Source organism: Simkania sp. (genome assembly GCF_965215465.1).
GTDB lineage: Bacteria > Chlamydiota > Chlamydiia > Chlamydiales > Simkaniaceae > Simkania.
On sequence record NZ_OZ244056.1, the window covers coordinates 1853715 to 1876934 of the forward strand.

General features: G+C 44.6%; 24 protein-coding genes and 2 tRNA genes. 16 read left to right on the forward strand and 10 right to left on the reverse strand.

Annotation, left to right across the window (positions count from 1 at the left end):
* The first annotated feature begins 57 nt into the window (after window positions 1–57).
* Complete coding sequence (locus ACOOFG_RS08680) at window positions 58–1005, forward strand: DMT family transporter (protein WP_420421082.1); 948 nt, start codon at window positions 58–60, stop codon at window positions 1003–1005.
* Entirely contained in the window at window positions 965–1879 is a 915-nt protein-coding gene (locus tag ACOOFG_RS08685; protein ID WP_420421083.1) for a phosphotransferase enzyme family protein, read from the forward strand. Before ACOOFG_RS08680 ends, ACOOFG_RS08685 begins: the two co-directional genes overlap by 41 nt.
* Before the next feature lie 23 nt (window positions 1880–1902).
* Here ACOOFG_RS08685 and ACOOFG_RS08690 read toward each other — a convergent pair whose 3' ends face one another.
* The 5 genes from ACOOFG_RS08690 to ACOOFG_RS08710 form a co-directional block, all read right to left on the reverse strand.
* The gene (locus tag ACOOFG_RS08690; protein ID WP_420421084.1) at window positions 1903–2574 is read right to left on the reverse strand and encodes a hypothetical protein; all 672 of its coding nucleotides are present in this window, start codon (window positions 2572–2574) and stop codon (window positions 1903–1905) included.
* Window positions 2575–2727: 153 nt separating this feature from the next.
* A complete protein-coding gene (locus ACOOFG_RS08695; RefSeq protein ID WP_420421085.1) occupies window positions 2728–4281 on the reverse strand; it encodes a family 1 glycosylhydrolase in 1554 nt (517 codons plus the stop codon).
* Window positions 4282–4307: 26 nt separating this feature from the next.
* Window positions 4308–4381, reverse strand: a tRNA-Ile gene (locus ACOOFG_RS08700).
* A 19-nt stretch (window positions 4382–4400) separates the two neighbouring features.
* Window positions 4401–4476, reverse strand: a tRNA-Ala gene (locus ACOOFG_RS08705).
* A 53-nt stretch (window positions 4477–4529) separates the two neighbouring features.
* Window positions 4530–4748, reverse strand: coding sequence for a hypothetical protein (locus ACOOFG_RS08710; protein ID WP_420421086.1), 219 nt, complete (start codon window positions 4746–4748; stop codon window positions 4530–4532).
* 309 nt (window positions 4749–5057) lie between these two features.
* On the opposite strand from ACOOFG_RS08710, the gene ACOOFG_RS08715 reads away from it, so the two are divergent.
* From ACOOFG_RS08715 to ACOOFG_RS08725, 3 genes are all read left to right on the forward strand, one after another.
* A complete protein-coding gene (locus ACOOFG_RS08715; RefSeq protein ID WP_420421087.1) occupies window positions 5058–5540 on the forward strand; it encodes an MATE family efflux transporter in 483 nt (160 codons plus the stop codon).
* Entirely contained in the window at window positions 5541–6470 is a 930-nt protein-coding gene (locus ACOOFG_RS08720) for an MATE family efflux transporter (RefSeq protein WP_420421088.1), read from the forward strand.
* Window positions 6471–6652: 182 nt separating this feature from the next.
* The gene (locus ACOOFG_RS08725) at window positions 6653–8110 is read left to right on the forward strand and encodes an MATE family efflux transporter (protein ID WP_420421089.1); all 1458 of its coding nucleotides are present in this window, start codon (window positions 6653–6655) and stop codon (window positions 8108–8110) included.
* Here ACOOFG_RS08725 and ACOOFG_RS08730 read toward each other — a convergent pair.
* Window positions 8042–8710, reverse strand: coding sequence for a rhodanese-like domain-containing protein (locus ACOOFG_RS08730; protein ID WP_420421090.1), 669 nt, complete (start codon window positions 8708–8710; stop codon window positions 8042–8044). The two genes, ACOOFG_RS08725 and ACOOFG_RS08730, sit on opposite strands and share 69 nt — an antisense overlap.
* A complete protein-coding gene (locus ACOOFG_RS08735) occupies window positions 8711–9439 on the reverse strand; it encodes an MBL fold metallo-hydrolase (RefSeq protein WP_420421091.1) in 729 nt (242 codons plus the stop codon).
* Between the two features lie 119 nt (window positions 9440–9558).
* On the opposite strand from ACOOFG_RS08735, the gene ACOOFG_RS08740 reads away from it, so the two are divergent.
* Genes ACOOFG_RS08740 through ACOOFG_RS08750 form a run of 3 tightly spaced genes read left to right on the forward strand, consistent with a single transcriptional unit; the run spans window position 9559 to window position 12190 of the window.
* Window positions 9559–11100, forward strand: a complete 1542-nt coding sequence (locus ACOOFG_RS08740) for a TrkH family potassium uptake protein (RefSeq protein ID WP_420421092.1) — start codon at window positions 9559–9561, stop codon at window positions 11098–11100.
* Between the two features lie 29 nt (window positions 11101–11129).
* A complete protein-coding gene (locus tag ACOOFG_RS08745; protein WP_420422682.1) occupies window positions 11130–11312 on the forward strand; it encodes a TM2 domain-containing protein in 183 nt (60 codons plus the stop codon).
* The gene (locus tag ACOOFG_RS08750) at window positions 11309–12190 is read left to right on the forward strand and encodes a hypothetical protein (RefSeq protein WP_420421093.1); all 882 of its coding nucleotides are present in this window, start codon (window positions 11309–11311) and stop codon (window positions 12188–12190) included. The genes ACOOFG_RS08745 and ACOOFG_RS08750 overlap by 4 nt, the downstream gene beginning before the upstream one ends.
* Before the next feature lie 25 nt (window positions 12191–12215).
* On the opposite strand, the gene ACOOFG_RS08755 is transcribed toward ACOOFG_RS08750, so the two are convergent.
* Complete coding sequence (locus ACOOFG_RS08755) at window positions 12216–12644, reverse strand: hypothetical protein (protein WP_420421094.1); 429 nt, start codon at window positions 12642–12644, stop codon at window positions 12216–12218.
* Window positions 12645–12794: 150 nt separating this feature from the next.
* Between ACOOFG_RS08755 and ACOOFG_RS08760 the strand changes: the two genes are divergently transcribed.
* The 4 genes from ACOOFG_RS08760 to rfbC are packed head-to-tail and all read left to right on the forward strand — an operon-like array spanning window position 12795 to window position 16503.
* A complete protein-coding gene (locus ACOOFG_RS08760) occupies window positions 12795–14396 on the forward strand; it encodes an FAD-dependent oxidoreductase (RefSeq protein WP_420421095.1) in 1602 nt (533 codons plus the stop codon).
* A 12-nt stretch (window positions 14397–14408) separates the two neighbouring features.
* Window positions 14409–15074 carry a transaldolase family protein gene (locus ACOOFG_RS08765; RefSeq protein ID WP_420421096.1) on the forward strand — a complete coding sequence of 222 codons (666 nt, stop codon included), beginning with the start codon at window positions 14409–14411 and terminating at the stop codon, window positions 15072–15074.
* On the forward strand, window positions 15071–15928 hold the full coding sequence (locus ACOOFG_RS08770) for a DMT family transporter (protein ID WP_420421097.1): 858 nt from the start codon (window positions 15071–15073) through the stop codon (window positions 15926–15928). The genes ACOOFG_RS08765 and ACOOFG_RS08770 overlap by 4 nt, the downstream gene beginning before the upstream one ends.
* Before the next feature lie 32 nt (window positions 15929–15960).
* Window positions 15961–16503 (forward strand): dTDP-4-dehydrorhamnose 3,5-epimerase, encoded by a 543-nt coding sequence (gene rfbC, locus ACOOFG_RS08775; protein ID WP_420421098.1) that lies wholly within the window; start codon window positions 15961–15963, stop codon window positions 16501–16503.
* On the opposite strand, the gene ACOOFG_RS08780 is transcribed toward rfbC, so the two are convergent.
* Complete coding sequence (locus ACOOFG_RS08780) at window positions 16482–17909, reverse strand: RtcB family protein (protein WP_420421099.1); 1428 nt, start codon at window positions 17907–17909, stop codon at window positions 16482–16484. The genes rfbC and ACOOFG_RS08780 overlap by 22 nt on opposite strands.
* Complete coding sequence (locus ACOOFG_RS08785) at window positions 17902–18708, reverse strand: 2'-5' RNA ligase family protein (protein ID WP_420421100.1); 807 nt, start codon at window positions 18706–18708, stop codon at window positions 17902–17904. The genes ACOOFG_RS08780 and ACOOFG_RS08785 overlap by 8 nt, the downstream gene beginning before the upstream one ends.
* A 217-nt stretch (window positions 18709–18925) precedes the next feature.
* On the opposite strand from ACOOFG_RS08785, the gene ACOOFG_RS08790 reads away from it, so the two are divergent.
* From ACOOFG_RS08790 to ACOOFG_RS08805, 4 genes are all read left to right on the forward strand, one after another.
* Window positions 18926–19318, forward strand: coding sequence for an MFS transporter (locus tag ACOOFG_RS08790; RefSeq protein WP_420421101.1), 393 nt, complete (start codon window positions 18926–18928; stop codon window positions 19316–19318).
* Window positions 19287–20276 (forward strand): MFS transporter, encoded by a 990-nt coding sequence (locus ACOOFG_RS08795; protein WP_420421102.1) that lies wholly within the window; start codon window positions 19287–19289, stop codon window positions 20274–20276. Before ACOOFG_RS08790 ends, ACOOFG_RS08795 begins: the two co-directional genes overlap by 32 nt.
* A gap of 74 nt (window positions 20277–20350) precedes the next feature.
* The gene (locus ACOOFG_RS08800) at window positions 20351–21547 is read left to right on the forward strand and encodes an ankyrin repeat domain-containing protein (protein ID WP_420421103.1); all 1197 of its coding nucleotides are present in this window, start codon (window positions 20351–20353) and stop codon (window positions 21545–21547) included.
* Between the two features lie 278 nt (window positions 21548–21825).
* A complete protein-coding gene (locus ACOOFG_RS08805) occupies window positions 21826–23157 on the forward strand; it encodes an MFS transporter (RefSeq protein WP_420421104.1) in 1332 nt (443 codons plus the stop codon).
* Window positions 23158–23220 lie beyond the last annotated feature (63 nt).

Sequence of the window (23220 nt, forward strand, 5' to 3'; positions counted from 1 at the left end):
CTCAAACCGGATTCCAGGTTAAACTTCCATTAACCGAGGTAAATTCAAAAAAATTCTATGTTTGTAGCGCTGGCGATTTTCATGTACGCGGCCTGGTCGAGCATTTTTTCCCTAGGAAAACTTGCTTTAGAAAACAGTCCGCCCATCTTCCTTACGGGTTTTCGTATGTTCTTTGCAGGCTTGATCCTTATTGGATGGCTAACTCTCAAAGACCGCAAGTCGCTTAAAATCGGAAAAAAACAAATTCTCCCCCTTCTTGCCCTCGCTGTATTCAGTATTTATTTGACAAACATCTTGGAATTTTGGGGACTCCAACACCTCACTGCAGCTAAAACGTGTTTCATCTATTCTCTTTCTCCCTTCTTTGCCGCCATATTCTCTTACATTCACTTCAAAGAGAAAGTGAACACTAAAAAAATTATTGGCATGCTCATCGGCTTTCTCGGGTTTATCCCCGTTCTGATGCTGCAAACGGGCTCTGAAAACCTGCTTAGCGCCTTCAGCTTTTTCTCCTGGCCTGAGCTGGCTATCATGGGAGCCGCCCTCTTCTCAGTTTACGGATGGGTCCTCCTGCGCATCATCGTGAAAAACCACACCCTATCTCCTCTGTATGCCAATGGATACAGCATGTTGCTTGGCGGAACGATGGCTTTTGTCCACTCCTTCTTCGTCGACTCATGGAATCCCCTTCCCATTGCGGAAGGACAACTCACCCCCTTCTTGCAGGGGATCGTGCTCATGATTTTGATCTCAAACATCCTTTGCTACAACCTCTACGGCTTTTTGCTCAAACGGTTCACAGCGACGTTTCTCTCATTTTTGGGTCTTCTCAGCCCCATCTTTGCATCGCTGAATAGTTGGATCCTTTTAGGAGAAGCTCCATCCTGGGTGATCCTCGCCTCAACAGGGGTTGTCTCTCTAGGCCTCTTCCTTGTTTACCAAGCTGAGCTCAAACAAGGCTACATTGTCAAAGCAAAAGATGCCCTCGCCAAAACTGAAGCTTAATCTTTACCAAGAACTCCTTGGGCTCGAAGATGCCCTGTTTTCGCTGATCGAACATGAAGATGCAATTGTTGCCATCGTTTATGAAGTGACAATGCCAAACGGTAAAAAATTCATCTTAAAAATCTGCGAGCAAAATCGACATTTCTTAAGAGAAGTCTACTTTTTAAACGCCTTAAAAGATCAAATCCCGGTTCCAAAAATCATTCAAACAATCGAGCCAAACGCTGAGAGATATGGAGCGATTTTAATGGAATATCTCCCAGGACAGGTCCTCAGCGAAGAAACTCTCACTTGTGAATTAGCAGAGGAAGCTGGTTATGAATTGGCAAGACTCCACCTCAACTCAGCACAAGGATACGGAGACCTCATCATAAAAGAGAGCTTATCACGTGATCCAAAAGCTGACCTCCTCCAAAGGTTTGATGAGGGAATACAAGAATGTGAACCTCATCTGCCCAGCTCCTTACTGAATCACTGCCGCCATTTTTTTCACACTCATCTCCACCTGTTTGAACTCGTCGATGGTCCTTGTCTCATCCATCGGGATTTTCGACCAGGCAACTTACTTGCAGATAAAAATAAACTGCTAGGCATTATTGATTGGGCCTCTGCCAGAGCAGGTTTTGCACAAGAAGACTTCTGCTCTTTAGAAATGGGAGAATGGTCGACTCAAACAACAATCCAAGCCGCGTTTTTATCCGGCTATGAAACCATTCGTCCCATTCCAAATTTTCAAGAAATGATGCCTTTGCTCAAACTCAGTCGCAGTGCTGCCATTTTAGGCTATCTTTACAAAACAGGAATCTATAACACGAGTTGCGCAAAGCTCCACCAGTCCCATCTGCATTTTCTGGAAACCTTCATAGAAGTTTAATACCAAAGGAAAATTCAAGCAGCTTAGAATGGGTCACACTCCTGGGTGATACGTGCAAAGACCATTTCTTTTGCTAAGATTCTTCCGGTATAGGTCCACTGCAGTCCATAATTTTCTTCTCGTTTCGAAAGATAGACTGAGGACTTCCCAATCCCCCCTTTCTTGGGATAACGGGTATCATCTTTCCGATTGTGTGGAATACGCGTACAGTCAATCACTCGAAAGTGGTGCTTAGCTTTCACTTTTCCAAGCACTGCTTCAACAACCATCATGTGAATCGCCGGAACAGGCTGCCCGACATCAAAATCATCTTGCGGTTCAAAACCGACGGGAAGATAAATCAAAATATCCCCTGGCTGAATGTCTTCAAGAGTGTCAATGACTTCCCAATGTCTTAGTTGCTTGTTTTTCAAAGCTGCAGCATAGTTGTACGGACATGGCATCCCATCAAAAGAAGGCGGAACAACTTCTTTGAGCTTCTCCATCGCTTCAACCATTTCTTGAAAGGCTTTTGGCGCTGTTTGTTGAACTAAATGGTTCAAAAAACCATAGCAATTCATATGATAGAGCACTTTATTTTCATGGGAATATGTTGAAACAGCCTCTCCTTGATGAACAGCGTTAAAGATCTCCTGCGCTTTAAGAAGCAGTGGCGGAGAAGTTTCACTGCAATAGGCAATGGAAAAAGAAACCATGGCAGACACAAATAAATTGGTTTTTGAAAAAATGGTATAAGTGAGACGCAGAACGCGTCTTAGCAAAGAGCAAGAACTTTCGTAGAGAAAGTCACCCGCATGATAAATCGGGGTTTGAATTGATTGAATAGTGAATAGGCACCTCCTGTGAGTTTAAATGACTTCTTGTTGTTTGCGTGCAAGTTGCACCATTTCTTTATAGCCTGTCGCTCCAGCACGCAAGCTAAAAGACTTTGTGACTTTATTGTAATCATAAAGACCAAAATTCTGCGGATTCCAACCTTCTGCCCACTCGGCATTTTTAGAAAGCGACCAAGCATAATAGCCACGTACATCGGCACCATCTTTCATCGCTTCACTCAACGCATAAAGGGCGCGGTCATAGTAACGGTCCATTTGCTTATCACTTTGTGCTGATATTCCGTTTTCGGTCACATAAATGGGGCCTGGCATCTCCATAGTCGCTTCGTAAAGACCTTCAGGATCTTCGCGGAATGGCATCTTTGTCATGTGTCCACCTTCAGGATGGGTAGAAATCATAAACTCTTTTGTCGCGACTTGTTTCAAAAGTGGTCGGACGTAATAGTTCACGCCGTTAAAATCGTTAGGCACTTCATCAACCGAGAATTTTTCATGCGCCAAAAATGGCACCTTAAAGTCAAAGACGCCGGTCTTGATAAAGTCGCGTACGACGTCATGGGTCATTTTTGTCAGGTAATGGCATGTGAGGCGCTCAATCGGATGCCACCAGCGTGAAGCTTGATACCGAAGCACATTGTGCACCAGTCCAATCTGTGCATCAGGTCGGTAATTTTTCAAAACATGGTAGACCTTGCAATGGGCCTGAAGGAGATGTTTGAGTCCTTTACCCATCTCTGCTACGGAATGATGCTGCGGAGGAAAGTCTCCAAGCAAATAACCCATGAACGCTTGGATTTCAGGTTCGTTGACCGTATTCCAAAGGTCGACTTCTTCAGAAAGATGTGGAAAAACTTTCTCTGCAAAGTGCGCCATGAGTCCAGGGAATTTTGGATTTAAAATGCCTCCTTCATCTTCGACCCACTGTGGCAGAGAAAAATGGAGTAGGCATGCCATGGGTTCAATGCCTGCAGCTTTGAGTTTTCTCACAAACTCGACATAGTGTTGAATGGCAACTTCATTAAATTTTCCTTTCTCAGGCTCAATTTTGCTCCATTCAATCGAGAAGCGAAACGAGTTCACTCCAAGCTCTTGGAGTTTCTCAATGTGTACATCCATCCGATTCCAAAGATCTGTGGCCCACCCTGATTGGTTTCCTGCAGGTAAATCCTCTTTTTCAAACTTGGCCCATTGAGAATTAGGACAATTATTCATTCCCGAATACTGGTACTCGCTGATGGCCACACCCATTAATTTTGGAAAGGTCTTTTTGCCCGTATCAATTGATGTCCAATGATTAGGATCTTTTAAAACTGCTTGAAACCCGGCTGGGGCTTCATCTGTCGCAGTCGAAATCACTGCGCCCACTAATCCCATTGCCCCAAAGAGAGGTTCTAGAACAGTTAAAAATACTGCTTGAAAAACTTTTCGTGCGAGCATTGCAACAGCGAGAGAACTGTTTTGCCACTCTTCGTGTGTTAAAGGAGTTAAAGCGTCTTCAATCGCATGTAGATGTTGGAAATGAGATTGGGTGCACCAATCCCCAAAGTTCTTGATTGTTTCTAGCATTCTCTAACCTTATACTTGGGGGAATGTGCGGTTACCAAGACTTGAACTTGGGACCTCGACATTATCAGTGTCGCGCTCTAACCAGCTGAGCTATAACCGCGCCAATAAATGGGTGATAATGGTGGAGGCTAGGAGAGTCGAACTCCTGACCTTCTGAATGCAAATCAGACGCTCTACCAACTGAGCTAAGCCCCCATTGCGATAAGGAGAGAACATACTAAAAAAACTGGTTTTACCGCAAGTATGTTTTATACACCAGCATTAATCTTTTTGGGCGACCAAGACAAAATGTCTTTTAGCGCAAAGTGTCGCTCTGCATTTTTTTCCAGGTCGTCCGCAATTAAAAGCCACTGTTGCTTTGGATGCCACTGGCTCGAGCCATAATAAACACTTTTTGGAAGGATCCTACGATTGGCGATTTCTCCTTGCCAGTTTCGATACAAAATCACGACTTCTTGATCGTTCATAAAAATGTCCTCCATATAAAACTTCTAAGATGACAAATATTCGAGTTATTAGCCATAATTTAGTTAGATTAGGTTGGAGGCAACTCAATAACTGAAAGACTCATTTTCTAGAGCATTTACTATAAATTTTTTTTGAGCATACACAGGAGAATTAGAAAATTTGCGTTTTATCAAGGAAGGCCTATCCTTTTTGCTTCTGAGCTGAGTTGCCGTGTTCATGTGACACGGAACGAAAAGACGAAGGAAAAAGGTAGGGGAAACTGAAGCTGTTAAAAGTCAAATTTTTGAATTTTCTTGAGTATTAATAATATGCAAACGAATGAGATTCGTGAAGGATCCCTTAGGCAACTGTGGAAAGTTTCTTGCTCCCTAATGGTCTCCTTTTTTTCGATGGTTGCCATGATCTTTTGCGATCGGCTGTATTTGGCAAACTACTCAGCCAGCTCCCTCAGCGCCGCAGTCAGTGCTGGAACCTTTTGGTGGGCAACCACCTTTGCCGTGGTCACTCTTTGCTCCATGGCTGAGGTCTTTGTCGCCCAATATAACGGGGCCAAAAAGCACCAAAAGCTCGGTGAGCCTGTTTGGCAAATGATCTGGCTCGCCCTCATTTCCATCATTTTCTTTTTCTTATTGGGAACCGTCGTGAATGACTCCCTTTACCGCATCGGTTTTTTTAATGCCGATGAATTAGCCTATTTCAAATGGAATAATTACTTTGCACCCAGCTTTGCCTTCCTTGCTGCCATTTCAGCCTTTTTTATCGGCCAAGGCAAAACCCGTATCATCCAGTGAATGGCTCTTCTAGGGAATGCCATCAATATCGTGCTCGACCCTTTATTCATCTTTGGGGTCAAGGGATGGATCCCAGAGATGGGGCTCAAAGGAGCTGCCATTGCCACAGGAATCGGGATCGGCATTCAGGTGATCATTTTAGGAGCCCTCTTTCTCCGCTCTGATAACCGGAGCCACTTTGGGACAGGAAACTGGAAGTTCCAACCGTCAGCGTTTTGGAGGTGCTTAAAAGTCGGGCTGCCGCCAGGGGTCTTCTTTCTCTTCGAGCTCATTGCTTGGGCCATTTTTTATAAAATGATGGAGAAAATCAGCCCTAAGCACATCATTGTCTCGAGTGTGACTCAAAGCATTCTGATCCTCCTTCTCTTTTTCGCAATGGCCATCGAAAAAGGGGCAGCTGCCGTCACTGGGAACCTCATCGGATCCAAGCAGCTCCATGAAGTGAAAAGGGTGTTCAAGTCAGGCACCATCCTCACTCTCTTTTTTGCCGTTGTCCTTGTCGCTGTCCTCATCGGATGTGCCGATTTATTGATCGAGTGGTTCTTCAGAAATCCTGCAGCATTAGAGGGAAACTTTTTTCTCACAGATGAGCTGATGATCAGCACCAAATCGGCCATCAAGTTTGCCTTGGCCACCCTAGTTTTCTACCTCACTTTTGAAAATATTCGTTACATGCTAAGTGGCATGCTGACCGCCACTGGAGACACCATCTTTTTAATGATCGCTGGCATCGCCTCTATTTGGGTTTGTCTGCTCGTTCCAACATATATCTTTATGGTCATTCCCAAGGCTCCCATTGAAACCGCCTTTTACATTTGGATTTTTTACAGCGCTACGGCTATGGCCATCCTCTACTGGCGTTTTAAGAAAAATAAATGGCGCAAAAAACATCTTATTGAAACTTGTGAGAAAAGAGAGTATTTGACATAATAGGACCCAATTTAAAAGGAGCTTTAGTCCGATCCATGGCAAAATTCACGGCTTGACCAAGTTTCTTCGTTTATGTCCCCCAACATCCTGCGATTGGGAGGACCACTACGTTCAAGGTTCTTGAACGACTGTTTATTCAAAATACTTTTATATATAACACTTGAATCGATGAGTGTAATCCGATGAAAACGAATGAAATTCGTGAAGGATCCCTGAGTCAATTGTGGAAAATCTCCTCTTCACTCATGGTCTCCTTCTTTTCAATGGTTGCAATGATGTTTTGCGACCGCCTCTTTCTTGCAAACTATTCAGCAAGCGCCTTGAGTGCTGCTGCTAGCGCAGGAACCCTGTTCTGGGCAGGAAACTTTATGGTTGTCACTTTGTGCGCTATGTCAGAAGTTTTTGTTGCCCAATATAATGGTGCGAAAAGATACAACAAACTCGGAGAGCCGGTTTGGCAAATGATTTGGCTGGCGATTTTTTCATGTATCTTTTTCTTTTGCTTAGGAACATTTGGAAGCAACCAACTCTACAGTTTTGGTTTTTTCAATAGTGATGAAGTGCTCTATTTTAAATGGAACAACTTCTTTGCCCCAGCTTTTTCACTGCTTGCAGCCATTTCTGCCTTCTTTATTGGGCAGGGAAAAACCCAAATCATTAAATGGATGGCAATTCTTGGAAATGTCGTAAACATCATCCTCGACCCCCTCTTCATTTTTGGTGTCAAAGGATGGATTCCCGAAATGGGAATCAAAGGAGCTGCCATCGCGACAGGACTTGGCGTGATTCTTCAAATTGTGGTACTAGGCGCCATTTTTCTACGACAAAACAACCGCGAGTTTTTTGGAACAAACGATTGGAAGTTCAAAAAAGGCCAATGTTGGAATGTTTTAAAAATCGCAATGCCACCAGCCTTCTTTGTCATGTTTGAGCTGATAGGATGGGCTCTTTTCTACAAGATGATGGAAAAGCTCAGCCCAACGCACATCCTCGTCACAAGCGTCACGCAAAGTGTGCTGCTGCTTCTTATTTTCTTTGGCTTAGCCATTGAAAAAGGAGCTGCTGCAGTGGCCGGAAACTTGATTGGTGCAAAACTATTTCACGAAGTCAAGCGAGTGTTTAAATCCGGTGTGATTTTAGGGCTTTGTTTTTCCGGAGTCTTGGCAGTCGTGCTGATTGGATTTCCAAACTACCTGATCGAATGGTTCTTTCATAATCCAGCAGCCTTAGAAGGTGACTTTGTCTTTTCGCCAGAGCTTCTTCTAAGTGCCAAGTCAGCTATAAAGTTTGCCCTAGCCGTGATGGTTGTGTACCTCACATTTGAAAACATTCGGTTCTTGCTTGGCGGAATGCTAACTGCTGCAGGAGACACGATGTTCTTGATGATTGCAGGAGCAGGATCCATTTGGCTTTTCATGTTGGCACCTACCTATTTTTTCATGGTCAAGCCACAGGCAAATGTTGAAGTCGCCTTTTACATCTGGATGTTTTACAGCGCTGTGACAGCATTGATTCTTTACATCCGATTTGCCATGGGCAAATGGCGTGAAAAACACCTGATTGATGAAAACTCAACTGGTGATGGTGCTGAGGCCAGCACCGTGCCAAGCGTGCATCCCTCCGGGGAGGTGACCGACTAAGGCATGCCCTGCTCGTTTTGCCAAGCTGGCTGCCCATGTTGAGCGGTAGCCACCTGCGCATACAAAAACGAGTTTTTTAGGAGGCATCTCTTCCATTTTTTCAGGTAGCTCAAAGCATGAAATGTGGCGAGCACCTGAAATGTGGCCCATGTTCCACTCAGGATCGGTCCGGACGTCGATGATTGCGATTTCAGGATCTACTTGCAAGGCGCTCATAATTTCTTCTGGAGGGATTTGACTTACGTAACTAATGGAAAGTCCGGCTGCTTTCCACGTAGCAACCCCCCCCTTTAAGTACCCTTGAACACGATCAAGACCGACTCTTGCTAGTGAATGCAATGTCTCTTGCAAATGCGTGGGGTCATCTGTCACAAGGACGAGAGGATGATTATAGGGAACACACCAAGAAGCCCAAAAGCCGACTTTCACTCCTGCACCAATACAAATGGAATGGGGAATATGCCCTTGACCAAAAGCCGCTTGACTTCGCAAATCAATGACAATTGCCCCCGTATCGACTTGCTTTTTGAATGCGGTCAAATTCAAGGCTGTTGGCACGGGGACTTCTAACCGATCACTACATGAGTTATAAGCTTTCATTCACGTGTAATAAGGAGGTATCGGCAATTCGCGCTGCAAGAGTTGAGAAACAAAATCTTTCTCTGATAGGCCAGGATTTAGAAAAGGGTTCGAGAGCTTTTCAAAACCCAGCTTGGAAAAAGGACGATCATTGATTCCGGAGCCACAAAAAGAACCCGAACCATGTGCGGGAAAAATGTCTAGCTCATCTGGCAGCCCCTTCAGTTTTTCCTGAATTGAATGGTAAAGCTTTTTCGCAAGATCAGCGGCTGCTTCTTTTCCAAGTAAGTCGGGACGCCCTACAGTTCCAAGCAGTAAGAAATCTCCAGAGAAAATCGCTGTTGGGACTGTTGAAGATTTTTGTAAGTCATACAAAAGAAAAGAGAGATGTTCAGGCGTATGCCCTGGAGTATGCAAAACTTTGAGTTCAATCGAACCAAGACGAAAAAGGTCTCCTTCAAAGCAATCGCGATGGGCAAAAGAGACTTCATATGCTTCCCCTTTATCATAACCAGAAAGGCAGAGTGTCGCACGCGCACGCTTTGCTAATTCTCGTGCACCCGACGCATAATCCGCGTGAATATGTGTTTCAAAAACATGTGAAATCACCAAACGATTCTTTTCTGCGTATTCCAAATAAATTTCGACATCGCGACGGGGATCGATGACAGCAACTTGTCCTTTTTCTTCACACCCAACAAGATAGGAGTAATGAGCCAGGCCCTTTTCTTCAAAACGTTGAAAAAGCATTTCTTGCCTCGATTTAATTAAGCTGTTCCGAATCTACGCCTTTACCGATTTTATGAAAACCCTATTGACTATCACTAAAAAAATCATTAATACGGAAGTCTTCTTAGGAACGAGTTTAAATGTCTTTATTTGATCAGAAAATTCACTGGAAATCGATTTGGAGTCAAACCGGGCTTTTGCTCCACGTTCCAGCTGCCATGGCTGCAATTTCTCTGATCATTTGTGTCATCTATCAAGAGTGGTTTGCCCTCATTCCCCTCATTTCTGTTGCTGTTTTTGGCTTTGGAGTGGGGCAACTCTTTTACCGCCTTTTTCTAAAAGAAGAAAACAAAGCTCACCTTTGGGATGCCATGATCATCGCAGCAAATGGTTGGCTCATGTGCTCCATCCTAGCAGCTATCCCCTTCTTTTGGATTGCGACAGAGCGACTTCAAGCAGGGGTGATTTCAGAGAATCTCTTGGTCTTTGCTAACCCGATCAACGCACTTTTTGAAGCGTTTTCAGGCTATACGAGCACAGGGCTCACCATGTTACAAAAGACTGGAACCTTCCCCAAAATCCTCTACTGGTGGCGCTCATTTTTAGAGTGGACTGGAGGCTTAGGCCTTGTTGTTTTCATTCTTTCTCTCACTCACCTCAACAAAATGGGATTTCAACTCTACTACGCCGAAGCACGCACGGATCAGATGTCCAGTAACATCACCCAAACAGCCCACTGGATGTGGGGCATTTATGTTTTTTACACCTGTATCGCGATGTTTCTATTTTGGCTTTTTGGGATGACCCCGTGGGAAGCCATCAATCACGCTTTCACTGTTCTTTCTACCGGAGGATTTACCCTTGGGCCAGAAAGCTTTGCAAACTTTTCTCCTCTCATCCAAGCAACAGCGATTCTCATGATGATTCTCGCTTCGATGAGCTTCGTCGTTCACTTCAGGATCATCCGAGATAAAAATTGGAAAATACTCTTCAAGAGTCAGCAGACGCGCCTCCTGATCTTTTTCGCTCTAGGAGGATGGCTCATTGTTGCTGGCCTCAACTATTGGAATGAAACGAAAATTCAATGGATGTGCTCTTTTTTTGAATGGGCTTCTGCCTTGACAACATGCGGATTCTCTTCAACAAATCTCAGCACATTTAGCCCAATGACAAGACTGTTTTTAATCATGGGCATGTTTGTGGGAGGAGCAGCAGGCTCCACATGTGGAGGAATTAAGCTCCGCCGCTTGATTTACCTCCTTGATGGAGTACTGCTCCGTCTCAAAACAATCACTCAAAAAAAAGAAAAACAAATTACTGGTCATTACCGACCGACGAAAAACCCTCTGCATACCGAGCCTCCAGGTGTAGATCTGCCAAAAAAAGAGCAAAGTGAAAGACTTTACACAGCAGGAGTCCTGTTCTTTTTATGGACTTTTTCGCTTCTCATTGGATGGTTTTTGATCTTAAAGTGGACTCCCAATGGAAGTGCTTTAGATGCACTCTTTGAAGTGACAAGCGCCATGAGTAATGTGGGCCTCACAAGTGGACTCCTTACGCCAGATTTCTCTCCTGTTGGTAAATGCATTTTTATGCTGATGATGTGGATTGGAAGACTAGAAATTATTCCAGCAATTATATTACTTTTATCAGTACCGATGACTCTTAAACAGAAGGACTAATTGTGAACAGCCACCGCAGCTACGCCGTAATGATCATTCTATGCCTTTTTCTTGGAACTTTGGGAATTCACCGCATTTATGCAGGAAAAGTAGGCACCGCATTTTTGATGTTTATTACCGTCGGAGGCTTTTTGATTTGGTGGCTCATTGATCTCATCGTCGTTATCATTGGCGCATTCAAAGACAAAGAGGGCTATCCCATCCGTCCATGATTACCTTAAGAAATACAGCTCCTGATGGAGAAGAGCTCGAAGCCATTTACGCTCCTGAAAAGGGAATGAATCTCGTCAGTTATCGCAAGGGAAATATCCAAGTGATCGATCAGCAAACTGTCCCGCTTTTTGAAGAACGGTGCGCAGGTTTAGGTGCACTTATCGGCCCTCACTTTCACGAACAATCCCATCCTCCATCCGATTATGATCCCTCCCTTTTCCCTCACGTTGCAAAGATGAAAGCTCAAGGAAGAAAAGACCCCTTCTCCCATGGTATTGCCCGCTATGTCCCCTGGAAATACGTCAATAGTGACACCCAAATTCAAGCTGAACTGCGTGGCACCGACCTGATTCAAAACACTCCCCTCTCCGCGTTCGAAGGACAAGATTTTCATATGAAATACGAAGCACGCCTTCTTGCTGACGGCCTTTTTATTTCCGTTGGAATCACAAGTGAAAAACCCTCCCTCCTCGGACTTCACTACTACTACGCCTTTTCAGGAAAAGGAAGTGTCAGAGGAGAAGTGCATAATACCTACCGTGACCAAACAAATTGGAAATCCCTTCCTGCTGAGTGGACAGACACACGTCCTACTCACCTTAATTTCGCCCTTCCCCAAAAAGCGGATTTTGGATTTATCCCCAAATACAAAACCGAAACGGATCACGAGTACCATGTCCAGCTCAATACCGAAAATTACTCGCTCCACCTTGAGTTCAATACCAGTTCAAATGAGGAAGTTTCATTTCAAGTTTTCCATCCTGAAAACGCTTCCTATGTCTGTGTCGAACCTCTTTCAGCCCGCTTTCCTCCAGAGCCAAAGCTCATGCACAGCAAGCTGCAAACCAAACTGCAAATCTATCAACCTTTGCTTTGAGCCATCGATACATTCCTCCCATAATTCAAAGAAGAGCCTGCATCTCTAAAGGGTTCTCGGTCTGAGTAGCCCGCGTCACCAGAACTTGCAAAGACTTCGCTCCTAGCCCCAGGGCTTCTCGGAATCTCATTTGTAATCCACGCGTCACAGTCCATGGAGAGACTATCTCTAAAAACAATCCCAAATAATCGATGAGATACGGATTGCAATCATGAATATCGGGTTGAATTTTAAATGCATAAGCATCTCTTGTCTCTGTCTGAGTTATGATATGGTTAAAGAGATGCTGCAGCTTATGTAAAACAAAAGAGAGCTTTTGATCAGCTGTCAGTTCAGGAAAAGGTGTTCCAAGCGACCGGTTCATGTTCTTTCTAAGATAACGTTCTGGTCCATGCTCCAGAAGAGGAAATAAGTAGGAAGGAACTTCCTTAGAAATCTCAGTTGTTGCAGCCATGATTAATCCCTAAGTTTAAATTGTGCGCATAATTGTGCGCTTTTGTTTTTTTTTAAGCAAAACTCAAAAAAATTGATGACTCTCTTCAGGGAAAAATCTAGGGTTTGCTAATATTCTTTAATCCTTTATCAGGAAGATAGAGGTGAGTTTATGAAGAAAAGGATTGTGATTCTCGGGGGAGGATTTGGGGGAGCCTATACGGCAATGCACTTGCAAAAATTCCTTAATAAGCAGGATGATTTCGAGATCACGCTTGTGAACCGCGAAAACTATTTCGTTTTCCAACCCATGCTTGCTGAGGTGGTTGGAGGCTCACTAGGCTTACTCGACACAATCAACCCGCTCCGAAAACTACTCCCTAAAACGGCTCTTTATGTACGAGAGATCGAAGCCATTGATATCGAGGGAAAGAAGATCTTTCTAGCACCCAAGTTCACTCATAAATCTGTCGAACTCCCCTATGACCATCTCGTTCTAGCCCTTGGAAATGTAACGGACTTTAAAGGCATGTCAGGCTTGCACGAACATGCTCTTCCTTTTAAAAACTTAGCCGATGCCATCACCATCCGCAACCAAGTGATCGATGTGATTGAAGCAGCGTCTTCCGAAAAAGATCCTTATCTAAGGCGACAGCTGCTGACCTTTGTCGTGGGAGGAGGAGGCTTTTCTGGAACAGAAGTAGTTGCCGAAGTGAACGACTTTGTACGGAAAATGGCGAAACAATACAACAGTATCGATTCTAATGAAATCAAAGTCGTTCTTGCCCACAGTAAGGACCGTCTCATGGAAAGAGAGCTCAGTGCGTCTTTGGGAGAATATGCAGGAAAACTGCTTAAAAGACGGGGTGTTGACATTCGGTTCAATGTCCATCTCATTGCAGCCACACCTGAAGAAGCGGTTCTCGACAGCGGCGAGCGAATCGCTTCAAAAACAATTATCTCAACCGTCCCCTCTTCGCCTAACCCCTTGATTGAAGGACTGCCGCTTAAAACAGTGAAAGGCAAAATCATTGCAGACGCCACCATGCTTGCAGAAGGCCGGGATGATGTTTGGTCTCTTGGGGATTGTGCTGCCGTTCCCAATCTAGAAGCTGGCGGAATCTGCCCACCTACAGCGCAGTTTGCTATTCGACAAGCTAAAGTTCTCGCCCATAACATTGTTGCATCCATCCGCAACAAACAAAACAAAGAGTTCCGTTTCAAAGCTCTTGGAATGATGGGAGCTCTCGGACACCACTCAGCTGTTGCTGAGCTGTTTGGAAAATTCAAGTTTTCAGGCCTCATTGCTTGGTTTATGTGGCGCATGATCTATTGGGCGAAACTTCCAGGACTAGATCGGAAAATTAAAGTCGCCCTATCTTGGATTCTCGACACAATCGTGCCGATCGAAGCGGTGCAAATGAAAGCCGCTCCCTCTCAAGGGATGGCTCAGCTCCACTTTGAATCAGGTGAGATCATCTTCAACGAGGGAGATGTTGGAGACTATCTCTACATCATCGTTGATGGAGAAGTTGAAGTGTTCAATACCATCGAGGGAAAAGAAAATCTCATAGGAAAACTGGGTAAAGGGGAATATTTCGGTGAAATGGCCCTTTTAAACCAACGCTCCCGTTTAGCAACCGTGCGTTGCTTGACTTCTGTGGATGTTTTAGCTCTTAGAAAAAGCGACTTTGGTATTTTGATTTCAAATTTTGCTGAACTCAGGCAAAATTTTGAGCAGACGGATAAAGAACGTCGTCAACATATCCAATAAGGTGAAAAGTACATGGAAATTTGGTTAGATGGTGTCGATCCCGACCTGACAAAATGGGGCAGTAAACTTGGAGTCCTCCACGGAGTGACCACAAATCCTTCAATTATTACTGACTCTGGAAAGAGCTTAGAAGAAGCCTTAAGCCTCATTTTAAAAAGTCATCATGGGCCAACTGCAGTGCAAGTGGTCTCTACAAAAGCTGAAGATATTGTAGAGCAAGCAGAAACACTGCGTGACCATTCTGAAAGAATCATCGTGAAAATTCCCGTGTCGCAGCAAGGGCTTAAGGCGATGCATTCTCTTTCACATCTGCAACTTCCAATCATGGCAACAGGCATTCTAACTCCTTTTCAACTCCTTCTGGCTTGCCATGCTGGAGCGACATTTCTTGCTCCCTACTATTCCCATATCGAAAAAACAGGTGCTTCTTCTGAAAAGACAATTGATAACATGCTCCACATCATCGAAACCTACGGATTTGAAGCAGAATTGATTGCCGTGTCATTTTCATCACTTGAGCAGGTCATGAAATGCTTAGAACTTGGGGCACATGCCGTCTCATTAAAACCCGCTTTGTTTAACGAGCTGATTGGGGATCACCCCCTAACATCTTCTTACGTGGAAAAGTTTACCAAAGCGGTTAAAGAAGGTCCTCCTTCTAGACTGATTTCACTATGAGAAAAGATAGCACCCCTCATGCCGTAGCTTACTCTCTTTCTGCTGCATTTTGCTATGCACTTCTCGCATACTTGATCAAGATGACAGAGCAGTACTTGCCTAACCCAATGATCATTTTCTTTCGGCAAGCCATTAGCTTTCTTATCGTGATGCCGCTTATCCCGGCAAAGGTGGGGTCGTACAAAAAACTCAAAACTAACTGCTTTCATTTACACCTCTTGCGCGCCTTTGCGAGCTTGGCTGCCATGTTTTGCCTCTATTTCTCCTTACGCTACCTTCCTCTTGTTGATGCTGTCCTACTCACCTACACCCGCCCCCTTTTCATACCGATTGTCGTCTTCCTTTGGTTTCGCAAGAAGTGGACAAAGAGTACGTGGTGGGGACTGATTACAGGTTTTCTGGGGGTTCTCATCATCTTACGCCCCGACGAAAAAATCTTTGACGTTGCATCCCTTGTCGGCCTTGCAGCAGGGATGTTTGGCAGTATTGCTTTTACAACAATCCGCCGCCTCACAAAAACTGAACCCTCTGAGCGGATCCTCTTTTACTACTTAGCTCTATCCCTTCCCCTAGCAAGTGTCCCTCTTGCAACAGGATGGCAAACGCCTTCTCTCTTTGAATGGGGACTGCTCATCGTCATTGGAGCCGTTGCCACCGTCTATCAAATGTTTCTGACGCGAGCGTACCGGTATGCAAAAGCCTTTAAAATTGGCTCTTTGCTCTACTCGAGTGTGGTCTTTGCTTGGTTTTTTGACTTGATCATTGGCGATGGAGAAATAAGGCTCATTGAAATTGCAGGAATCATCTTAGTTGCTCTTGGTTCATACATTGCTCTGCGTGACCAAAAAACCTAGATAATAATTTCTCTCCAGTATAACTTACTCCTATGACAACACTCACATCAGAGAAAAAACTCACTGTGCAAAAAACCCCTTTAGAAGGGGTTCTATTGATCACACCTCCAACGATTTTTGACGACTTTCGAGGAGACTTCGTCGAAGTCTATAACCGCGAGTTATATCAAAACGCTGGAATCACCGCTGACTTTGTACAAGATGACTATGCTACCTCTACAAAACACGTGTTGCGCGGCATTCATGGCGATGACAAAACGGGAAAGCTCGTCAAATGTCTTTATGGAACGCTGTACATGGTCATTGTAAATAACGACCCTAGCTCCGAAGAGTACAAGCAGTGGGCCTCGTTTACTTTAAACTGCCGCAACCATTTACAACTCTACATTCCACCCAAATTTGGCACATCCTATCTCGTCATGTCGGATGAGGCCATTTTGCATTACAAACAAACGGCTTACTACCACGATGCTAAGCAGTTCACGATCAAGTGGAATGATCCAGAGTACGACTTTTGGTGGCCACTTCAAAACCCCATTACATCTGAAAGAGACTATCCTTTTAACACAAGATGAGGCCGGAGGCATGCGACCCGATTGGCGAGCTTGGCCTCTTCAACAGCTTCGACAACTGCATCGACATCTTTGTACGCGTCGGGCATCTCTTCAGCTATGGTCCGATTTGAAGTTGCCATCACAATCACCCCTTTTGTTTTCATGTGGTCAATCAGATCAATGCCCTTCCATGACTTGAGCGACTGCACACGACTGCGTGCCCGCCCGGCTCCATGGCAAGAACTACAAAATGTTAGAGGGTTGCCCAAACCAACCAACAGGTAGCTGGCACGTCCCATGTCACCTGGCACTAAAACAGGCTGCCCCGTCTTTTTGAAAAGAGGCATCAGCTCTTCCGCACCTGGTCCATAGGCACGCGTTGCGCCTTTACGGTGAACGCACACCTTTTTTTGCTCCCCATCAATCGTATGCGTTTCAAACTTGGCAATGTTGTGACAGACATCATAGATCAGGCGCACATCTTCCATTTTAACGTTGCACACATCATGGAAAGCTTGCCTCACTTCATGCAAAATCTGCTGCCGGTTGTTGAATGCAAAGTTGGCAGCTGCGGCCATGCCTGCAAAATAGGCCTGCCCATCTCCACTGTTGATCGGCGCTGCGACGAGTTGCCTGTCTGGCAGTCCCTGATGAAACCCTTTTTTCACAAAAGTGTTCAGCGTGTCCTGGCACACTTGATGCCCAAATCCGCGCGAACCTGAATGAATCATGGCGTAGGTCATCCCCTCTTCAACGCCCCAAGCACTTGCCGTGTCAGCTAGAAGAATGCGTTGCACTTCGCCAATTTCCACAAAGTGATTCCCTGATCCAATAGTCCCCAGTTGATCCTTGCCACGGTCACGAGCATGCTCGGAAACAGCCGCCAAATCGGCGCCTTCAATGCAACCATGACTTTCAATGTGTTCGAGGTCTTGGGGAAAACCATAGCCTAATTCGATCGAATAGCGCGCACCTTGCCTGACTAAAGTTTGATAATCTTTTTGCGTTAGAGCCTTCTTTCCTTTTTGCCCACGCCCTACACCTGATGGAACGATTTCGTAAATTTTTTCGATCAGCTTCTTTTTCATTTCAGGGCACAAGTCGCGAAGAGGAACTGGAATGATAGCCAAACGGACGCCACAATTGATGTCATAGCCAACACCACCTGGGCTGATCACTCCTTCTTTTGCATCCATTGCTGCCACTCCTCCAATAGGAAACCCATAGCCCCAATGAATGTCAGGCATGGCGACACTGTAACCGACAATGCCCGGCAAATGAGCCACATTGCGCACTTGTTCTAAAGGTCTTTCAATATCCATTGACCGAATGAGCGGCTCTGTTGCGATCAGTAGGCCCGGAACTTTCATCCCTCTTTCTTTAGAAACAATAAATGTCGCAGGACCAATCTTTTCCAGCTTAGACATCAACAATCATCTCCCACATGTAAAGGCCATCTTTTGTCCGCTCCATCTCCCCATGAAAACTGACTGCTTTAAAAGGAGTCCCTTCACTTTGATCCCCCTTTGTCACCATTTCATTGAGCTGGATGACAATCTCTTCAATCCGATTGTACAACTTTTCAAACTGGACAAACTTGAGAAGCGAAGGGCACTCAAAGCAAAGAGCCATTTGTGCATTGAGATGAACCTCTTCTTCTGTCTGACCAAAAACATGAAAGGCAATATCTGCCACATGCTCGATTTCAATAAACGGAAGCTTTAGAGGAAGACTCCAAATCGATTTGTACTGTGAATTCCCCAAACTTTCATAGAGGTGGAGCGAGGAGTAAAAAAGAGGCAGCGGCGCAAAGAAGTTTTCCCATTCCTCTCGATCAAAGGGGCGACGCCCCATCGTCACATGCGGCAAAAAACGCCTTTTTTCAAATGTATAGCCATGCGTTTCTAAAAATGCTGTGAGCGTTTTTTGGTAAGCAAACAAGGGATCATCTTCCGTCGCAAATTGCGGATGATAAGCAACAACACGTGCTGCTTTAGGTGGCAAAAACAAACACTTGTCAAAAACTGCAACACGCCCAAGCACCATCGGAGGTTTGGGCATGTCAGGTAATAAATTTTGCACCTTTTCCATCGAGGTCTTGCCTAAAAACGCCACCGTTAGATGACGGTGAGCAGGATCGAGCAGCCTTGCCTTTGGAAAACCCTCAGGCCAAGGGCAGCGGACTTCAAACCCAAAAAAAAGACGTTTTTCATCAGTTGCATTCATAACTACGCTTGATATTAAACGATCGATCGAATAAGTCAAATAGCTAGATAGTATCGTCAAATACTAGTCCGTTCTCTAGTGCTTCCTAGGGAAAATTTTTTCGTTGCCCTGCTTCGAAAGCCCACTTTGGGGCTTACTGCATCGGCCGCCTTAAACTTTTCCCTAGTAAGCCCTTTTTCACAAAATATTATTCGACGACACTATCTTAGAGGTGAAAATGAAGCATCCTGTTCATGCTAGACGTTGGATCATTTGGGGTCTAGCTGTTACTTTCTATTTTTACGAGTACTTTTTGCGCGTAGCCCCTAGCGTCATGGTTCACGAACTACTGACTGCTTTTAACATTGGAGCAGGTGTCTTTGGAACGATGACAGCTTTCTACCTCTATGCTTATGCCCCTATGCAAATCCCCGTGGGAATCTTAATGGACCGCTTTGGGGCAAGAAAACTGCTCACGCTTGCAGCTCTTGCTTGTGGAATTGCCTCACTCCTTTTCGGCTTTGCAACAGAAATTTGGTTGGCTTCCATTGCCCGCTTTCTAATAGGAGCAGCATCTGCTTTTGCTTTTGTCGGGATGTATGTACATCTCTTCCCATTGGTTTGCAGGTAGAACTCTTGCCTTGCTCATGGGAGTGGGAAATTCTATTGGAATGATGGGAGCAGTATTTGGTCAAGGCCCCTTAAGTCTGATGGTCAAAGCCATTTCCTGGCGGCCTACCATGTTCATCTTAGGTGCTGCTGGACTCGTTTTAAGTTTTATTATCTTTCTTGCGATTCGCAATGAACCCGCCTCAATGGAAAAACACTCGCCCCAAGTTAGCAAAAAAACTCCTCTACTCCACCACCTCAAAATTGTAACGTGCAACCCCCAAACATGGATCAATGGTGTTGTCTCCCTTTGTTTCTATACAGCAACTGTTGCTTACGGCGGTTTATGGGCCATCCCCTTCTTAGTCAACGCGCACGGCTTGTCCACCACAACTGCGAGTTTTGCCGCCTCAATGATCTACTTCGGCACTGTCATTGCTGGTCCCTTCTTAGGGCACATCTCTGACAAGACATGCAATAGAAAATCCTGGGTCATCATCACCTCCTTTCTCTCCATTGTGATTTTCTTGATTATCAATTATACCCTTTTTCTCCCGACTGCCATGGTGTTTGTACTCATGCTGCTACTTGGGATCATGCTCACTGGGCAACTGCTTACATACACACTCTCCGTCGAACTCAACCCGCGCGAAGCCAAAGGAACCGCGCTTGCATTTACAAATTTCCTCGTCTTTGTCGGGGGATCGATCATTCAAACCTTAGTCGGATGGCTCCTGCAATTTAACTGGAGTGGCCAAATGTCTAACGGCACTCCAATTTATGCACCTAGCGACTACCAATCAGCGCTTCTCTGCTTTCCCATTGCCATTGGGATTGCGTTTATCTTTGCCTTTTTCATCAAAGAAAAAAAGAAGCCTTGGTGCACTCACTTTTCATCGCAAGAGATGCATTTTCTCAAAAAACTTTTTCACATTGTAACCCCGCGTCAAAGCAATCCCTCCAATTCGATAACAAAATAATCTTTTAAAATTGAATTTAATCAATAAACGATAAATAATTAATAAAATTAAATTCTGGAGGGAATTTAAAAGTGATGAATTTTGATTATCAAAGCCATGCATTTGACTTGGCAAAATCGACCGGTCTTCACTTATGCACTGGCGCACTTCTATCAAAAGTTTTTTTTCCTGTCGTTGTCAAAGAAGGTGCTGCATACGGAGCGCTTTTAGGAGCAGCCACATCCATTACTGAAAAAGCAATCTTTCATTTGAGTCCTCTAGAAGAAAATGCTCAAAACAAAACCCTCATTGCCCTCGCAACTTTAGCAGTTGCCTACATTGCAACAACGAAACTCATTGCTGGGCCGCTACTCGGTCGCATTGCCCAAGAGTTTAGTGCCGATAAAGCTTTCAAGCTATGTCTTAGCAGCTTTGGTACATACTTGGGTTACACAATCTGGCAAAAAAACAGCCGCAAAGAACCTGAGCCCTCTCATGATCCACAGGGAGACAGTATCCCTCCTACACCCCTAAAAGATGCACTCAATGGTTTCAAAGATGTTCATGACAAAAACAAACTTGGACAAACAGCATTGCATGTTGCAACAGTTGCTGGGGATGAAAACGCCATTGCAACTTTGCTTAAAGCTGGAGCTGACATCCACGCTAAAGATGAGGATGGCTACACTCCTATTCACGCGGCTGCAGAAGAGAGACACGTCAATGCTATTGAGCTTTTACTTTCAAACAGTGCCAACATCCAAGCTACAGATCAGGATGGATGCACTCCTCTTCACATAGCTGCACTGTTTGGATACGTCAACGCTATTAAGACTTTATTTTCTAAAGGTGCTGACATCCATGCTCTAGATCAGAAAGGCGACACTCCTCTTCACGCGGCTGCATTTGAGGGACACGTCAATGCTATTGAGACTTTACTTACAAGCGGCGCTGACATCCATGCTCTAGATCAGAAAGGCCACACTCCTCTTCACTATGCTGCATACAATGGACACGTAAGTGCTATTGAGCTTTTACTTTCAAACAGTGCCAACATCCACGCTTTAGATCAGGATGGCTCAACTCCTCTTCACTTAGCTGCATTTGATGGAGACGTAAATGCCATTGAGACTTTGCTTTCTAACGGCGCTGATATCCACGCTTTAGATCAGAAAGGCTGCACTCCACTACAGATAGCAGAGGAAGAAGGTCTCGAAGAAGCAAAAAAAATCCTACAAAAAGCTCAAGAACAAAGAAAATGGTATAATAGGCTTCGTTTTTGGGGCTCTTGACTTTGAATCGTAGTCACAGACGATGTCTTGTGGAAAGATCGATCGTTTAAACCTTATATCTAAAAGAGCCCAAAACAAGGAGCCATATTTGCAGTGATATAAATCAGTGGCAATAACATCCCACCAATTGCACTGCTTATTACTCCCGCAAAAAGTTTGCGAAGTTGATATCTTTTCTTCCGTTTTCTAGCCCACTGTTCCTCTAATTGATAGTACTACTCTTGATATAAAATCTTATCTTTATTAATTCAAATAAACAGAAGTTATTTGAAGGTAACATGTCTCAAAACGATCTCTTAAGACGTTGGATCATCTGGACACTAGCTGTCCTTTTTTACTTTTATGAGTATTTCCTTCGTGTTTCGCCTGGGGTCATGGTCCACGATCTCTTAGAAGCCTTTCACATCGGAGCTGGAGCATTTGGAACGATGACGGCATTTTACCTTTATGCCTATGCCCCCATGCAACTTCCCGTTGGAATGTTGATGGACCGTTTTGGGGCACGTAAATTGCTCACGTTGGCAACTCTTGGTCTTGGGGTGGCTGCTTTTCTCTTTGGAGCTGCTACCACCTTATGGATCGCAAACATTTCCCGTTTCTTAATGGGAGCAGGCTCGGCTTTTGCCTTTGTCGGACTTGTTTACATCACTTCACACTGGTTTTCGGGAAAAACTCTAGCCCTTCTCGTTGGTGTCGGAAATTCTCTGGGGATGCTCGGTGCTGTGTTTGGTCAAGGACCTCTCAGCCTCATGGTACACACTCTTTCCTGGCGTCCCGCCATGTTTGTGATGGGAAGCATGGGCCTAGTCTTAGGTCTTGTGATCTTTCTCGCCGTTCGCAACGAACCTAAAGGAGGCCACCTTTGTCAACCGTCGAGTCGAAAGAATAACCCCCTTTGGCACAACCTCAAAATTGTCACGAAAAATCCCCAAACCTGGATCAACGGAATTGTTGCCCTTTGTTTTTACACCGCAACCGTTGCATATGGCGGCCTTTGGATCATTCCGTTTCTCGTCAACACGCACGGGATGAAAAATGAAACTGCCAGCTTTGCTGCTTCGATGATTTACATCGGCTGGATCATTGCCGGTCCGCTCATTGGTCACTTTTCTGATAAAACTTGCAACCGAAAAACCACTCTCATTGTTACAACGTTCCTATCGATCATCTTTTTTCTTATCATCAACTATGCGATTGGAATGTCACACTTTTGGACCTTCGTCATGGTTCTGCTTCTTGGTGTGACTCTTTCTGGAGAACTTCTTTGTTACAGTTTGGCGATTGAGCTCAACCCACGCGAAGCAAAAGGAACTGCTTTAGCTTTTACCAACTTTCTCGTCTTTGTTGGAGGCTCGATAACACAAACACTTGTAGGATGGCTGCTTGATTGGAATTGGAGTGGATTAAAAGTCGATGGAACACCTGTTTACCTTGCAAGTGATTATCAAAATGCGCTTCTTGTTTTCCCCGTCGCCATTTTGATTGCATTCATCTTTTCATTTTTTATCAAAGAAAAAACAAAACCTTGGTGTAAAAAAAGCTATCCATTTGGTTTAGGCTATCCAAAAAAACTATTTCTAATTATGAAGAATCGAAGAGGGTATAGATGAATTATTGACTTTCAAACCCAATAATTCAACTACACCCTCTAAAAGAGAATTAGTTTTAAGCTA